Annotated in this window: 14 protein-coding genes; 12 read left to right on the forward strand and 2 right to left on the reverse strand. The window is 46.4% G+C overall.

Annotated features, from left to right (window positions below; all coding sequences use genetic code 11):
• The first annotated feature begins 69 nt into the window (after positions 1-69).
• From EV202_RS02635 to EV202_RS02650, 4 genes are read left to right on the forward strand one after another with little or no spacing between them, the layout of a single operon-like run.
• Positions 70-816 (forward strand): shikimate dehydrogenase family protein, encoded by a 747-nt coding sequence (locus tag EV202_RS02635; RefSeq protein WP_106070276.1) that lies wholly within the window; start codon positions 70-72, stop codon positions 814-816.
• Positions 817-832: 16 nt separating this feature from the next.
• A complete protein-coding gene (locus EV202_RS02640; RefSeq protein WP_131925245.1) occupies positions 833-1,861 on the forward strand; it encodes an alpha/beta hydrolase in 1,029 nt (342 codons plus the stop codon).
• Between the two features lie 41 nt (positions 1,862-1,902).
• Positions 1,903-2,811 (forward strand): TPM domain-containing protein, encoded by a 909-nt coding sequence (locus EV202_RS02645; protein ID WP_131925247.1) that lies wholly within the window; start codon positions 1,903-1,905, stop codon positions 2,809-2,811.
• Positions 2,812-2,850: 39 nt separating this feature from the next.
• A complete protein-coding gene (locus tag EV202_RS02650; RefSeq protein WP_131752309.1) occupies positions 2,851-3,432 on the forward strand; it encodes a LemA family protein in 582 nt (193 codons plus the stop codon).
• Positions 3,433-3,627: 195 nt separating this feature from the next.
• Here the strand turns inward: EV202_RS02650 and EV202_RS02655 are convergent, their stop codons facing one another.
• Entirely contained in the window at positions 3,628-4,077 is a 450-nt protein-coding gene (locus EV202_RS02655; protein ID WP_131925249.1) for a cupin domain-containing protein, read from the reverse strand.
• 246 nt (positions 4,078-4,323) lie between these two features.
• On the opposite strand from EV202_RS02655, the gene EV202_RS02660 reads away from it, so the two are divergent.
• From EV202_RS02660 to EV202_RS02685, 6 genes are all read left to right on the forward strand, one after another.
• Complete coding sequence (locus EV202_RS02660; RefSeq protein WP_131925251.1) at positions 4,324-4,698, forward strand: winged helix-turn-helix transcriptional regulator; 375 nt, start codon at positions 4,324-4,326, stop codon at positions 4,696-4,698.
• A gap of 505 nt (positions 4,699-5,203) precedes the next feature.
• On the forward strand, positions 5,204-6,373 hold the full coding sequence (locus EV202_RS02665; protein WP_131925253.1) for an AIR synthase-related protein: 1,170 nt from the start codon (positions 5,204-5,206) through the stop codon (positions 6,371-6,373).
• 20 nt (positions 6,374-6,393) lie between these two features.
• Entirely contained in the window at positions 6,394-6,654 is a 261-nt protein-coding gene (locus EV202_RS02670; RefSeq protein ID WP_106070282.1) for a hypothetical protein, read from the forward strand.
• A gap of 293 nt (positions 6,655-6,947) precedes the next feature.
• Entirely contained in the window at positions 6,948-8,060 is a 1,113-nt protein-coding gene (prfA, locus tag EV202_RS02675) for a peptide chain release factor 1 (protein WP_131925255.1), read from the forward strand.
• Positions 8,061-8,110: 50 nt separating this feature from the next.
• A complete protein-coding gene (gene pyrF, locus EV202_RS02680; RefSeq protein WP_131925257.1) occupies positions 8,111-8,935 on the forward strand; it encodes an orotidine-5'-phosphate decarboxylase in 825 nt (274 codons plus the stop codon).
• A 224-nt stretch (positions 8,936-9,159) separates the two neighbouring features.
• Positions 9,160-9,672, forward strand: a complete 513-nt coding sequence (locus EV202_RS02685; protein ID WP_131925259.1) for a methylated-DNA--[protein]-cysteine S-methyltransferase — start codon at positions 9,160-9,162, stop codon at positions 9,670-9,672.
• Between the two features lie 22 nt (positions 9,673-9,694).
• On the opposite strand, the gene EV202_RS02690 is transcribed toward EV202_RS02685, so the two are convergent.
• Complete coding sequence (locus EV202_RS02690; RefSeq protein ID WP_131925261.1) at positions 9,695-10,897, reverse strand: N-acetylmuramoyl-L-alanine amidase family protein; 1,203 nt, start codon at positions 10,895-10,897, stop codon at positions 9,695-9,697.
• A 104-nt stretch (positions 10,898-11,001) separates the two neighbouring features.
• Here EV202_RS02690 and EV202_RS02695 point away from each other — a divergent pair, with 104 nt between their 5' ends.
• Both EV202_RS02695 and EV202_RS02700 read left to right on the forward strand, forming a co-directional pair.
• A complete protein-coding gene (locus EV202_RS02695; RefSeq protein WP_131925263.1) occupies positions 11,002-12,279 on the forward strand; it encodes an O-acetylhomoserine aminocarboxypropyltransferase/cysteine synthase family protein in 1,278 nt (425 codons plus the stop codon).
• 222 nt (positions 12,280-12,501) lie between these two features.
• Positions 12,502-14,790: an NADP-dependent malic enzyme gene (locus EV202_RS02700; RefSeq protein ID WP_131925265.1), complete on the forward strand. Its 2,289-nt coding sequence runs from the start codon at positions 12,502-12,504 to the stop codon at positions 14,788-14,790.
• The last annotated feature ends 365 nt before the right edge of the window (positions 14,791-15,155 follow it).

The following is a 15,155-nucleotide window of genomic DNA, read 5'->3' on the forward strand; positions in this document are numbered from 1 at the left end:
GGCGATAAAAGATAAGACAAGAAGCACTTCATATATCAGAAAACTGTGTAACAATAAAATAAGGACATCATGCAGAAATACGGTTTAATAGGTTATCCGTTGAAACATTCGTTTTCCATCGGTTACTTCAATGAAAAGTTCAAAGCAGAAAACATTGATGCCGAATATGTGAATTTCGAGATTCCCACTATTAACGATTTTATGCAGGTAATAGAGGAAAACCCCAACCTTTGCGGCCTCAACGTAACTATCCCCTATAAGGAACAGGTGATTCCTTTTCTTGACGAATTGGATAAGGATACCGCAAAAATCGGCGCGGTCAATGTCATCAAGATTGTCCGCCTGCCCAAAGGAAAAGTAAAACTGGTCGGATATAATTCGGATATTATCGGCTTCACCCAATCTATTGAGCCTCTGTTGCAATCCCACCACAAGAAAGCGTTGATTCTCGGCACGGGAGGAGCTTCAAAAGCCGTATATCATGGTTTGAACAATCTTGGAATAGAAAGTACATTCGTGTCGCGCACCAAGAAAAACAACAAGTTTCTGACTTACGAAGAGCTGACACCGGAAGTGATGGCTTCGCACACTGTCATAGTGAACACCACCCCCGTAGGGATGTTCCCAAAAGTGGACTTTTGTCCCAATATTCCTTACGAGCAACTTACCTCCGACCACTTGCTCTACGATTTGTTGTACAATCCGAACGAAACGCTTTTCATGAAAAAGGGACAGGCACAAGGAGCCATCACTAAAAACGGACTGGAAATGCTGTTGTTGCAAGCCTTTGCCGCATGGGAAATCTGGAAAAGATAACGAAAAGACAAACCGGATGAGTAAAAGCGTCAAATACTGTTTGGCGGGGATATCGGCATCGATTATCATCGCCCTTATCGGAGGAAGCTTTTATATGCTCAGTTATTCATTGACTCCGACACACAACACCGGTAAAGACATTGCCGGTTCCTATGAGTATATGTTCAACGAATATCCTTTCATCAAGCCATGGGTCGATAGCCTGCAAGCCATCGGTGCCTTGCGCGATACATTCATTGTTAATGACGAAGGGAAGAAGTTGCATGCCCTCTTTGCCGAGGCACCCGAGCCGACTGACAAAACAGCCATCATTGTACACGGTTATACGGACAATGCCGTCCGCATGCTGATGATAGGATATATGTACAACAAAGAGTTGAAATACAACATACTGCTACCCGACTTGCAAAACCATGGTTTGAGCGAAGGCGATGCCATCCAAATGGGCTGGAAAGACAGCCGGGATATAATAAGGTGGAGGGATGTGGCTTCGGCTCTCTTCAAGAAACCTTATACATGGGGAGGCACCTATGTTAAAGGTAGTCCGTGGCAGACTATCGCAGGGAATAGGCACAGTTTGCAGATAGTGCTGCACGGCATCTCTATGGGAGCCGCCACCACCATGATGACGTCGGGATACAGTCGGGATGCCAACAGTAACATTATGTGCTACGTGGCAGACTGCGGCTACACCGGCGTGTGGGACGAGTTTGCATACGAGCTGAAGCAACAATTCGGCTTGCCGGCATTTCCGCTATTGCACACCACAAGTCTGCTATGCAAGATAAAATACGGTTGGACTTTCGGCGAAGCTTCCGCTTTGAAGCAAATGCAAAGTCCGCATGCCAACCAGCCCATGCTCTTTATCCACGGAGAGGCCGATACATACGTACCTACAAGGATGGTCCATTCGCTCTATGAGGCAAGACGTGGTGACAAAGAATTATGGATTGTTCCGGGCACCGCACATGCCGAATCTTACAAAAACTATCCGCAGGAATATACGAAGCGAGTAAAGAATTTTCTGGGGAAACATATACATTGAATTGTTTTTTTCTTATCTTCGCTGCAACAAACAGCTGATGTATGAAACGATTCATTTCCATAACACTTCTTTTGTGCTTGTTTGTTGCCATGCAGGCGGAGACGATATATACCACAAACAATATTCCCAAAGTTCATCTTCAAGACAAGACACGCTACGTATGCAATCCTGCCGACATTCTCTCGGCAGCCGCATGCGACAGCATAGACCGCATGCTGTATGCCTTAGAGCAAACGACCGGCATTGAAACGGTAGTGGCTGTGGTTCCGTCTATCGGCAATGACGATTGTTTCGACTTCTCTCACCGTTTACTCAACGAATGGGGAGTGGGAAAGAAAGGAAAAGACAACGGACTCATCATTTTGCTGGTCACCGACCAGCGTTGCATCCAATTCTATACCGGCTATGGTCTGGAAGGCGATTTGCCTGATGCCATCTGCAAACGCATCCAATCCAAGGAGATGATTCCTTACCTGAAAGACGCAAACTGGGATGCCGGCATGATGGCGGGTGTGCGGGCTGTGTGTGCACGTCTTGACGGCAGCATGACAAATGATGCAGACCAAGAGAATAATTCTTCGGGCGTAAATCTCCTGCTGGGGCTTCTCGGTCTCTTGGGCGTTGCATCGGCGGCAGGCATCTATGCTCACCGCAAAGCCACCAAATGCCCCAACTGCGGGCAACACAAACTACAACGAAGCAACAGCGTACTCATTTCCAGACACAAGGGAGTAAAGACGGAAGACGTGACACTGACCTGCCTCAACTGCGGGCATAAAGTGGTGCGCCGCCGACAGTCGTATGACGAGAATTATCGTGGTGGAGGAGGTAGCGGTCCGGTAATCTTCGGTGGAGGAAGTATGCTCGGCGGAGGCCGTGGAGGGGGCTTCAGTGGAGGAAGCTTCGGCGGTGGAAGAGGTGGAGGCGGTGGTGCCGGCTCACGTTTTTAATCAATGAATAGTATAACAATCCAATAAAAAGAAAGAAGTATGAAGAAGTCAAACATGATTATCATCGGGGTCATAGCCCTCGTTGCCATTTGGGGCATCAGCGTCTACAACGGGTTAGTCACCATGGAAGAAGACGTCAACGGACAATGGTCGAATGTAGAAACACAGTACCAACGCCGGGCAGACCTAATTCCTAATCTGGTAAGCACCGTAAAAGGATATGCCTCGCACGAACAAGAAACACTTGAAGGGGTGATACAGGCACGCAGTGCAGCCACTCAGATTAAAGTAGATGTCAACGACCTGACAGAGGAAAAGCTGGCCGAATTCCAGAAAGCACAAGGTGCCGTAACTTCAGCCCTCGGCAAATTGCTGGCCATCACTGAAAATTATCCTGATTTGAAAGCCAACCAGAATTTCCTTGAACTGCAAGCGCAACTGGAAGGAACGGAGAACCGCATCAACGTGGCCCGTACCAACTTCAACAATACGGCCAAAGAGTTCAACACAGCCATCAGACGTTTTCCCAAGAGCATTCTGGCCGGATTGTTCGGCTTTAAAAAACGTGCTTATTTCGAAGCAGCCGAAGGTGCCGAACAAGCACCGAAAGTGGAGTTTTAATCTACTAAAAGGCCGAAGACCGGATTAAAACATTTTTGTATCCAGAAAAGCACGGGTTACACTATTTTATCTATTTGATTCAAAAAGAACATGATAATCAGCGTAATCCGTGCTTTCGTATATTATAAGGCCTCTGTCGTCCGGCCGAAAGCCGGACTTTTATCAGGCTGCCTCCCGATTTAGGTGCAAACAGCCCTACCAATTCACTGCCTCGTTCAAAATCACTCCATCTGCTGCATCTTCCACAGTAAAAGTTCCACTCTTATACTGAACGCATAGCATCACCAGCGGCGTGTTTCCATTATTCCTGACGGAACGCTTGCCGGCAGGCGCCACTCTCACCACGCTTCCTTCTGATATAGGAAAAACTTTTCCATCTACTTGAAACTCGCCGGTTCCGGTCAGGAAGAAGTAAAGTTCTTCGTGATGTTTATGGATATGCAGAAAGCCGGTTTCCGTTCCCGGAGGGAACACTTGAAAGGAAAACTCTCCGCCTGTGGCTTGCAAAGCTGTACCGCCAAATACCTTGCCGGGAATTTTCACTTCGGGAGTAAGCTCCAATACATACTCTCCCACCTCACTCAGTTTGCCAATGTTTATGGCACTGAAATTCTCTGCTGTCGCAATTTTCTTAATCTCTTTCATTTTATTCTTTTATTAAATTGTTGTTTGGAAGCTGTTTCATTCGCATACACCATCAGACGATCCGAAGAAACAGTTTTAATACATTTCTTTTTGCAACTTATATCACTATTCACTAACTTTGCATCAGAAAACAGCTTTCTTTTATACAGCAGCAAAATTACGCATTAACATGCGATAAAACAAGAAGTTACATAACAGTAAGCAAGTTACTTAAGACTCACTTTTGGTGAAAAATAAAGAGTTATCATGGCAAAAAAAGAAGAAAAAAAATCTATCATTGAGATTTGTCCCATACGAAACATTGTGGCACGCTTCGGAAACAAATGGGCATTGTTGGTTATTTTCATTCTGAGTGAGAATGAAAACCTCCGTTTCAATCAATTAGGAAAGATGATACCCGATATTTCGTCCAAGGTTCTTGCCAACACACTGCAAAATCTGGAAGTCGACAATCTGGTGAAACGAACAGTGTTTCCCGAAGTACCCATTCGTGTGGAATACACACTGACGAATACCGGGCGATCGCTGGTTCCCATTATCCAATCGCTGACGGACTGGGCACTACAAAACATGCAGTCGATTATGAAACATCGAAAGATGTACGAGCAACATCAACGATGACGCTTCCAACCACAGTTTCCGGCATCCGGTTTTATTTAAACATCGGGCTTCAGATTGAATTCGTGCTGAACAGAGGGGGGGGACAAAGGCTCGTTCTTCATATTTTATACGAAAAGAAAAATGCGGACAAACGGCTCCGGAGAGTCATTCTTATAACTCATTATAAATCAGACCAATAAAAAAGCACTAAAAATCGAGGGAATTTTTAGTAATTTTCTGGGGAATTTTTAGTAAAAATCCATCCGATTTTTACTAAAAACGGAAAGAAGATTTTAGTATAAGCCGAGTGCCGAATCTGAAAAATTTACAAAACAGCCAATTATTCCCTATTATCGGGCCTGTTTCCGGATGAGGCAACAGAAATATCGCCACACCTTTTTTCAATCGCAGGAAGCAGTGCAAAGCAGACAATGCTCCGGCAGTGCAAAATAAGCAAACTTATTTTGCACTGCTTTCATTTTGCACTATCTTTGCACTATCAATTGATAACAAACATACATATCTCATGAGTAACCAACGATACATGATGCGAGGCGTCAGCGCTTCGAAAGAAGATGTGCACAACGCCATCAAGAACATCGACAAAGGAATTTTCCCGCAAGCCTTCTGCAAAATCATCCCCGACATACTGGGCGGCGACCCGGCATATTGCAACATCATGCATGCCGACGGGGCAGGCACAAAATCGTCTTTGGCATACATGTACTGGAAAGAAACCGGCGACCTTTCCGTTTGGAAAGGCATAGCGCAAGATGCCCTGATTATGAATATCGACGACCTGCTCTGCGTGGGTGCGGTAGACAACATCTTGGTATCCTCCACCATCGGGCGCAACAAACTGCTGATTCCGGGCGAGGTAATCTCCGCCATCATCAACGGTACGGACGAACTGCTTGCCGAACTGCGCGATATGGGCGTGGGAGTATATGCCACCGGTGGCGAAACGGCCGATGTGGGCGACCTTGTGCGCACCATCATCGTGGACTCCACAGTGACTTGCCGCATGAAACGCGCAGACGTCATCGACAATGCCAACATCCGTCCGGGAGACGTGATTGTGGGACTTGCCTCTTACGGGCAAGCCACTTACGAGAAAGAATACAACGGCGGCATGGGCAGCAACGGACTGACCTCGGCCCGTCACGATGTATTCGCCAACTATCTGGCAGAGAAATATCCCGAAAGCTATGATAAAGCCGTGCCCGACGAATTGGTGTACAGTGGCAGACTGAAACTGACGGACACGGTGGAAGGAAGCCCGATAGATGCCGGAAAATTAGTGCTCTCGCCCACCCGCACCTACGCTCCGGTAGTAAAGAAGTTGCTCGACGCCCTCCGTCCCGAAATTCACGGCATGGTGCACTGTTCGGGTGGCGCACAGACCAAGATACTGCACTTTGTAGGCGAAAACATCCGGGTGGTGAAAGACAATCTCTTCCCCGTTCCCCCTCTGTTCAAGACCATCAAGGAACAAAGCGACACGGACTGGAGCGAGATGTACAAAGTCTTCAATATGGGACATCGCTTGGAAGTCTACCTCTCGCCCGAACATGCCGAAGAGGTGATTGCCATCAGCCGGAGTTTCAATATCGATGCACGCGTTGTGGGACGCATTGAAGAAAGCGACCGGAAAGAGCTGATTATAAAGAGCGAGTTCGGAGAGTTCAAGTATTAACCCGGCAAAGCCTACAGGCTATGGAAAAAGGACAAAAAGGATGTCTGTTGCTCATCGGCTTCACAGCCATGGCCTCAGTAGGGATATACATTGCTCTGAGGTTGGAGTGGCCGTTTTTAAGGAATCTGATGTATCTGACACCTGCCCTCGTAGCTCCCTACATAGGCGAAAAATATTTCAGCGATAAAAACAAAAAAACACCTAAATGGAGATGGGCATTGGTTTTCATTCTCATTTTTCTGTTGGCCGGATTAGTGACATGGTGGATGAAAAGCCATTAAGTTGAAACAAATGGTGTAGCAGATGAAAAAGAAAATAGTGTTTTGTGTATGCGCTTTGACAGGAATAAGCATCCTTTTGCACTACGGGGAAACCGCCCCGTTCAGTGTTTTGTGTATGCGCTTTGACAGGAATAAGCATCATTCTATACATAGGCATTGAGATATTTCAAACTTGGGAGGAAACTCCCGTATTCAGGAATATAGCAAGAGTGTTTGCACTGCTGGGCTGGATTTCCATCACCCACGACATGCTCACATTCAAATATAAATGGATTAAAAGACTGATAAAATAAATGGCAGACAACAACACCTTACTGGAGAAACTCGACGGCCTCGTAGCCCGTTTCGAGGAAGTATCCACACTGATTACGGACCCGGCAGTGATTGCCGACCAAAAACGCTACGTAAAGCTCACCAAAGAATACAAAGAACTGGGCGACCTGATGAGTGCCCGCAAAGAATACATACAAGTACTTGACGGCATTGACGAAGCCAAAGAAATCATCGCCAACGAAACAGACCCTGAAATGCGGGAAATGGCACGGGAAGAACTGGACTCCTGCCAGACACGGCTGCCCGAACTGGAAGAACAGATAAAGCTGCTGCTCGTTCCTGCCGACCCGCAGGACAGCCGCAACGCCATCCTCGAAATACGTGGCGGTACGGGCGGTGACGAAGCAGCCATTTTTGCCGGCGACCTCTTCCGCATGTACAGCAAATACTGCGACATCAAAGGCTGGAAGCTCGAAGTGTCGAGCACCAACGAAGGCGCCGCAGGCGGCTTCAAGGAAATCATCTGTTCGGTGACGGGCGACAACGTATATGGCACGCTTAAATATGAGTCGGGGGTACATCGGGTGCAACGCGTACCTGCCACCGAGACGCAAGGACGTGTGCACACCTCTGCCGCATCGGTGGCCGTATTGCCCGAAGCGGAAGAGTTCGATGTCGTCATCAACGAAGGCGAAATCAAATGGGATACCTTCCGAAGCGGTGGCGCAGGCGGTCAGAACGTCAATAAAGTAGAATCCGGCGTACGCTTGCGCTATAACTGGAAGAATCCCAATACAGGCATCGTCGAGGAAATTCTTATCGAATGTACCGAAACGCGCGACCAACCCAAGAACAAGGAACGCGCCCTTTCCCGCTTGCGCACGTTCATCTACGACAAAGAACACCAGAAGTATATCGACGACATCGCCTCCAAACGTAAGACAATGGTCAGCACCGGCGACCGCTCCGCAAAGATTCGCACCTACAACTATCCGCAGGGACGCATCACTGACCACCGCATCAACTATACCATCTACAACCTTGCCGCCTTTATGGACGGCGACATACAAGACTGCATCGACCACCTGATTGTTGCCGAAAATGCGGAAAGGCTGAAAGAAAGCGAATTGTAATTGCTGAAAGAGAAACCAACCGTGAATCATATAATATAAAAGATACAAAAATGAATAAGCAAGAATTGTTTGAAAACATAAAACGCAAGAAATCATTCCTTTGCGTTGGTCTGGACACAGACATCAAGAAGATACCGGAACACCTTCTGAAAGAAGAAGACCCTATATTCGCTTTCAACAAAGCCATCATCGATGCCACCGCCGACCTTTGTATCGCTTACAAGCCGAATCTCGCTTTCTATGAAAGCATGGGCGTGAAAGGCTGGATTGCTTTTGAGAAAACAGTGAATTATATCAAGCAAAACCACCCCGACCAATTCATCATCGCCGATGCAAAACGCGGCGACATCGGGAATACTTCGGCCATGTATGCCCGCACTTTTTTTGAAGAGTTAGACATTGACTCCGTAACCGTAGCCCCCTACATGGGCGAAGACAGCGTCACTCCTTTCCTGACTTACGCCGGCAAATGGGTCATCCTGCTTGCACTCACCAGCAACAAAGGCTCGCACGACTTCCAACTGACGGCCGACGCCAATGGCGAACGCCTCTTCGAGAAAGTTCTACGCAAGTCGCAAGAGTGGGCAGGCGACGAACAAATGATGTATGTGGTAGGTGCAACGCAAGGCCGTGCTTTTGAAGATATCCGCAAGATTGTTCCCGAACATTTCCTGCTGGTTCCCGGAGTCGGTGCACAAGGCGGCTCGCTGGAAGAAGTCTGTAAATATGGAATGAACCGCATGTGCGGACTGATAGTCAACTCCAGTCGCGGCATTATTTATGCGGATAAAACGGAAAATTTCGCCACTGCCTCGCGAAAGGCCGCACAAGAGGTACAGGAACAAATGGCCGAACAGTTGAAAGCAATCTTGTAAACTCCATCCCCCCTCCAGAATATTTCTAAAGACTACACATCCTGCTTTACGGACAGACTCGTCTGTCCTCGGAGCAGAATGTTGTATTCAATTCTACACGGCATGCGTGGATATTCCTTGAATTATTTCTTTTATCCTTTTTGCAGGATTTAGAAATAAAGATACGTCATATATAAGCATTGTTGAAAATAAAAATGTATTTTTGTAAATCAACGATTGTGGTTATGAAAGAAAAGAATGCAGTTCGGATACAACATTATCATTCTCCTTGTGGCGAATTAATGATAGGCTCGTTCGAAAAAAAGCTATGCCTTTGCGATTGGGTGGCAGCAAAGCATCGAGACAGAGTTGACAAACGACTGAAAAGGCTCTTACAAGCTGATTATAAAGAAGAAATGTCAGAAGTGCTTCAAAAAGCTTGTAGACAGTTGGATGAGTACTTCAATGGGAAACGAACCGCATTCGATATCCCTCTACTTCCTATTGGCACGGAGTTTCAGAAAAGAGTATGGCTGGAGCTTCAGAAGATTCCCTATGGGACAACTGTTTCTTACGGAGCACTTGCCGAACTGTTGGGCGAACCAAAATCAGTGCGCGCTGTAGCCAACGCCAATGGAGCGAATGCCATTTCCATCTTTATACCTTGCCATCGTATCATCGGCAGCAACCATTCGCTTACCGGATATGCCGGTGGGCTGGAAGCAAAACGCTGGTTACTGAATAGGGAAACTCTTTAGATGTTTATCATTCGTATTCAAGTCATTTCTTATAATCTGCAATAAAACCTTCCATCATCCACTTTGCCAACGCTTGACGATTGGAATTGATTATGAAACGCCGTTGATCGAAAGCATTCTGAATGTTGCCAAGCTCCACAAATACGGAAACAGGTGAAGCATTCAGCATTACGTAAAGATTCCGTCCGCTGACCGTGCCGCGAAAACCGCGGTTAGGCTGATGTTTTCCGTATTTCGATTCAAAAGTATTCTTCATGGCAGTGGCCAGCCTCTTCCCAGAAACGCTTTTAGGGGCATGATAGAAGAATACATCTGTTTGCGCCCCTTTGCTGCGACTATCTACATGCAGGAAAATGGCACGGCAATACTTATATTTTTTACGGTCCTTACGATAAAGTGCATTAATAGCATCGCAGCGCTGCCGTAAGCGGGCCACCTGATTCAAGGGAATGGTAGCTCCCATACATGTTTCCCGTTTGCTGTTGCTAAGGTATCTATCATCGCGGATACCATCCTTAGCATCTTGGATAATGATGCGCACTTCTGCTCCTTCTTCCATCAGATTGCGTGCCAACCGCAAGGCAACATCATAGGCGTATTCGTCTTCATGAAGCTCCACATCGCCTATCTTTCCAATAGCACCGGGGTCAGGGCCTCCATGCCCGCCCACTACATAAAAACAAGCACCTTGCAAACGCTTTCCACTAATGCGCACATCGGCAAACGCTTTCCCGAAGAGCGGTTCGCGAACAAATCCTTTCCGCTTACCGGCTGCTTGCCGAGAAGACTGCCCAGAAACGTCCATGTCTTCTTCTGGCGTTTCTTGCAAAACAAAATCTTTCACAGCTTTCTCTTCAAACAGTGTATCTTCTAATGCTTCATCTTTCAAAACGATGTCCTTCGCAGAATCTTGTTTAGAAACAATTGTCCGCTTGTCTTTCATTCCATTACTTCCACTCACCACACTCTTCTTCACCGAGGAATTTTTTCTTTCGTTCTTCAATGGAGGCAACACATATCTCACCCCTAATTGCAATTCTTCTTTCCCATTCAGACGCTTCTTATTCAATTCAAGAAAAACTTTATAGTACATCCTTCCCGGACGATTGTTGCGTTTAAGAAAAGAAGAGATGCCTTCACCGTTTCTCGGAGTATCGGTTGTTTGTTGAGCCTGAAAGGAAATAGATGTAAATACAAATAACAAAAGGAGCAATATTCTAACCATTTTCACTGCATTTTTTCTTTATGAAAGGCAAAAATACATTATTTTCCTTACTTTTGCGACGACTTACAACGTTAATTGACAATAAACTTTATACTGAAAGCATTATGGCAAAGCAATTCAAACCGGAAACACTATGCGTACAAGCCGGCTGGACACCTAAAAAGGGAGAGCCTCGTGTACTCCCTATCTACCAAAGCACCACTTTTAAATATGAAACCAGCGAACAAATGGCACGTCTGTTCGACCTCGAAGACAGCGGTTATTTCTACACCCGCCTGCAAAACCCTACGAACGATGCCGTTGCTGCCAAGATAGCTGCTCTTGAAGGCGGTGTCGCTGCCATGCTCACCTCCAGCGGACAGGCTGCCAACTTCTACGCCGTGTTCAATATCTGCGAAGCCGGCGACCATTTGGTATGTTCTTCCTGTATCTACGGAGGAACATACAATCTCTTCGGTGTTACGATGAAGAAACTGGGCATCAAGGTAACTTTCGTCAATCCCGACGCTTCGGAAGAGGAGCTCTCAGCAGCTTTTCGCCCCAATACCAAAGCACTGTTCGGTGAAGTCATTTCCAACCCTACGCTGGAAGTGCTTGACATCGAAAAATTTGCCCGCATTGCTCACAGCCACGGTGTCCCCCTGATTGTAGACAATACTTTCCCTACTCCCATCAACTGCCGTCCTTTTGAATGGGGAGCCGATATCGTAACCCACTCCACCACCAAATACATGGACGGACATGCAACTTCCGTAGGCGGTGTCATTGTAGACAGCGGCAATTTCGACTGGGAAGCACATGCCGACAAGTTCCCCGGCTTATGTACTCCGGATGATTCTTACCACGGACTGACTTATACAAAAAGTTTCGGTAAGATGGCCTACATCACCAAAGCTACCGCCCAACTGATGCGCGACCTCGGCAGTATCCAGTCTCCGCAAAACGCATTTCTGCTGAACCTCGGTTTGGAAACTCTGCATCTGCGCGTGCCGCAACATTGTAAAAACGCACAGGCTGTAGCCGAGTATCTCTCCAAAAACGACAAAGTGGCATGGGTGAATTACAGTGGTCTGCCGGAAGATAAATACCACACATTGGCACAAAAATATCTCCCCAACGGATCATGTGGTGTTGTCACTTTCGGACTGAAAGGAGGGCGTGAAGTGGCAACTAAATTTATGGACTCATTGCAATTGGTAGCCATCGTCACCCACGTAGCCGATGCCCGCACATGTGTGCTACACCCTGCCAGCCATACACACCGCCAGCTCACAGACGAACAACTGATAGCGGCCGGCGTGCGTCCCGATTTGATTCGTCTTTCCGTAGGTATAGAAAATGTAGACGATATCATAGCCGACATCGAGCAGGCACTGAAATAAGAATCGAAAGCAAAGACACGAAGACACAGGGATTTTGTTTAGAAACCGGTTTTGAATATAAACAAGCTCATATTTATACAAGAAAAAATCTTCGTGCCTTTGTATTTCTATGGCCAGCCAGAACTTTGTAATAGAAAATAATATTTTACTTGCATCAGACTACTATTTTAAAACTTTTATCCCTACATTTGCAGCCAATTTATAACCAATTTATATTTTACCATGGCTAAGATAACCAAAGAAGCTGCTTTGCTTTATCATTCGCAAGGCAAACCGGGTAAGATTGAAGTAGTACCCACCAAACCTCATAGTACACAAACCGACCTTTCGCTCGCTTATTCTCCGGGCGTGGCAGAACCTTGTCTTGAAATTGAGAAAAATCCGCAAGATGCGTATAAATATACAGCGAAAGGCAATCTGGTAGCCGTTATTTCCAATGGTACTGCCGTGCTGGGTTTGGGCGATATTGGTGCTCTCAGCGGCAAGCCCGTAATGGAAGGAAAAGGTTTGTTATTCAAAATCTATGCAGGCATTGATGTCTTCGACATCGAAGTGAACGAAAAAGATCCCGACAAATTTATCGAAGCTGTCAAAGCAATCGCACCCACATTCGGAGGTATCAATTTGGAAGATATCAAAGCACCCGAATGCTTTGAGATTGAACGCCGATTAAAAGAAGAACTGGATATCCCCGTAATGCACGACGACCAGCACGGCACAGCCATCATCTCCAGCGCAGGACTGTTGAATGCCCTTGAGGTAGCGGGTAAAAAGATTGAGGATGTGAAAATTGTGGTGAATGGTGCAGGTGCTTCAGCCACTTCATGTACCAAACTATATGAGGCACTCGGTGCACGTCGTGAAAATATCCTGATGCTGGATAGCAAAGGAGTTATCACCAGCGACCGTGAGAACCTGACCGAACAAAAGCGTTATTTCGCCACCGACCGCCGCGATGTACACACATTGGCTGAAGCAATCAGAGGAGCCGATGTTTTCCTCGGACTCTCAAAAGGCAATGTGTTGACACAAGAGATGGTTCGCAGTATGGCCGACCATCCGATAGTATTTGCCCTTGCCAATCCTGCTCCGGAAATATCCTATGAAGATGCTATGGCAGCACGACCGGACGTACTGATGTCTACCGGCCGTTCCGATTATCCCAACCAGATAAATAATGTAATCGGTTTCCCTTACATCTTTCGAGGCGCCCTCGATACGCAAGCAAAATCCATCAACGAAAAGATGAAAATAGCCGCCGTACACGCTATTGCCAATCTTGCCAAACAGCCTGTACCGGATGTTGTTAACGAAGCATATCATGTAAACAACTTTACCTTCGGCCCCGAATACTTTATTCCGAAACCCGTAGATCCGCGTCTCATCACCGAGGTTTCATGCGCTGTAGCCAAAGCTGCCATAGAAAGCGGAGTGGCCCGCAAGAAGATTGAAGACTGGGATGCCTATAAATTGCAACTGCGTGAGCTGATGGGATATGAAAGCAAACTGACGCGTCAACTCTACGATACCGCCCGTCGTAATCCGCAACGCGTTGTGTTTGCAGAAGGCATCCATCCCAACATGCTGAAAGCAGCTGTCGAGGCAAAAGCCGAAGGAATCTGCCACCCTATTATATTAGGAAATGACGAAGCCATCGAGAAATTAGCAAAAGAGCTTGACCTCAGCCTCGAAGGAATTGAAATCGTGAATTTGCGTCATCCCGATGAAGCACCGCGCCGCGAACGATATGCCCGTATACTTTCTGAAAAACGTGCTCGCGAAGGTGTCACCTACGAAGAAGCCAACGACAAGATGTTCGAACGTAACTATTTCGGCATGATGATGGTGGAAACCGGTGAGGCAGATGCTTTCATTACCGGCCTTTACACCAAATACAGCAATACAATCAAAGTGGCCAAGGAGGTTATCGGCATCCGTCCGGAATTCAAGCATTTCGGAACAATGCACATATTAAATTCCAAGAAAGGAACGTACTTTCTGGCAGATACGTTGATAAACCGCCATCCCGACAAGGAAACGTTGATAGACGTGGCGAAGCTGGCCGAAAGCACCGTACGCTTCTTCAATCATACACCGGTAATTGCCATGTTGAGTTACAGCAACTTCGGAGCAGACACCGAAGGAAGTCCGGTACAAGTGCATGAAGCCGTAGAATATATGCAACAAAACTATCCGAACCTTGCCATTGACGGTGAAATGCAGGTAAACTTCGCCATGAACAGAGAAGTGCGCGATGCCAAATATCCTTTCACCCGCCTGAAAGGTAAAGAGGTGAACACACTCGTATTCCCTAACCTGAGTTCGGCCAATTCCGCTTACAAACTGTTGCAAGCAATGAATACCGAGACAGAACTGATTGGCCCTATCCAGATGGGATTGAACAAACCTGTCCACTTCACCGACTTCGAGAGTTCCGTACGCGATATCGTAAATATCACGGCAGTAGCAGTAATCGACGCCATTGTCTACAAAAAGAAAGCAGGCAAATGAGAAGACCGTTATCTAAATTCCAAATAGTTTGCATCGTGCTGCTTTGGGCGGCGCTTTGTTACATTGTTCTGATATCTGCCGAACGAATTGACGGGCCAATTATCCTGATGCTTGCCATTTCGGCGGCATTAGTCTTCATTCCTGTGATAAAATCTCTAAAAAGAGGATAAATAATATCTTTTTATTCCTTTTTGCGGGATAAAACGACAAAAATGCTGTTTTATCCCGCATTTTATTTATAAAATGTTTGCCCGTATTATTTTTATATTTACTTTTGCAACCGCAACGATAGATAAAAGAACAAATAGAAATCTGATTTTCATTTTAGGTAACATAATAATAGCAACCAATAAAAGAAGTAGATT

This window comes from Prevotella heparinolytica (assembly GCF_004342845.1).
GTDB classification, from domain to species: domain Bacteria; phylum Bacteroidota; class Bacteroidia; order Bacteroidales; family Bacteroidaceae; genus Bacteroides; species Bacteroides heparinolyticus.

Coding starts and splice junctions, on each gene's coding strand:
- EV202_RS02660 (WP_131925251.1), top strand. CDS start 4,324: ATGGCAAAAAAAGAAGAAAAAAAATCTATCATTGAGATTTGTCCCATA.
- pyrF (WP_131925257.1), top strand. CDS start 8,111: ATGAATAAGCAAGAATTGTTTGAAAACATAAAACGCAAGAAATCATTC.
- EV202_RS02670 (WP_106070282.1), top strand. CDS start 6,394: ATGGAAAAAGGACAAAAAGGATGTCTGTTGCTCATCGGCTTCACAGCC.
- EV202_RS02685 (WP_131925259.1), top strand. CDS start 9,160: ATGAAAGAAAAGAATGCAGTTCGGATACAACATTATCATTCTCCTTGT.
- EV202_RS02695 (WP_131925263.1), top strand. CDS start 11,002: ATGGCAAAGCAATTCAAACCGGAAACACTATGCGTACAAGCCGGCTGG.
- EV202_RS02650 (WP_131752309.1), top strand. CDS start 2,851: ATGAAGAAGTCAAACATGATTATCATCGGGGTCATAGCCCTCGTTGCC.
- prfA (WP_131925255.1), top strand. CDS start 6,948: ATGGCAGACAACAACACCTTACTGGAGAAACTCGACGGCCTCGTAGCC.
- EV202_RS02700 (WP_131925265.1), top strand. CDS start 12,502: ATGGCTAAGATAACCAAAGAAGCTGCTTTGCTTTATCATTCGCAAGGC.
- EV202_RS02640 (WP_131925245.1), top strand. CDS start 833: ATGAGTAAAAGCGTCAAATACTGTTTGGCGGGGATATCGGCATCGATT.
- EV202_RS02645 (WP_131925247.1), top strand. CDS start 1,903: ATGAAACGATTCATTTCCATAACACTTCTTTTGTGCTTGTTTGTTGCC.
- EV202_RS02655 (WP_131925249.1), bottom strand. CDS start 4,077: ATGAAAGAGATTAAGAAAATTGCGACAGCAGAGAATTTCAGTGCCATA.
- EV202_RS02665 (WP_131925253.1), top strand. CDS start 5,204: ATGAGTAACCAACGATACATGATGCGAGGCGTCAGCGCTTCGAAAGAA.
- EV202_RS02635 (WP_106070276.1), top strand. CDS start 70: ATGCAGAAATACGGTTTAATAGGTTATCCGTTGAAACATTCGTTTTCC.
- EV202_RS02690 (WP_131925261.1), bottom strand. CDS start 10,897: ATGGTTAGAATATTGCTCCTTTTGTTATTTGTATTTACATCTATTTCC.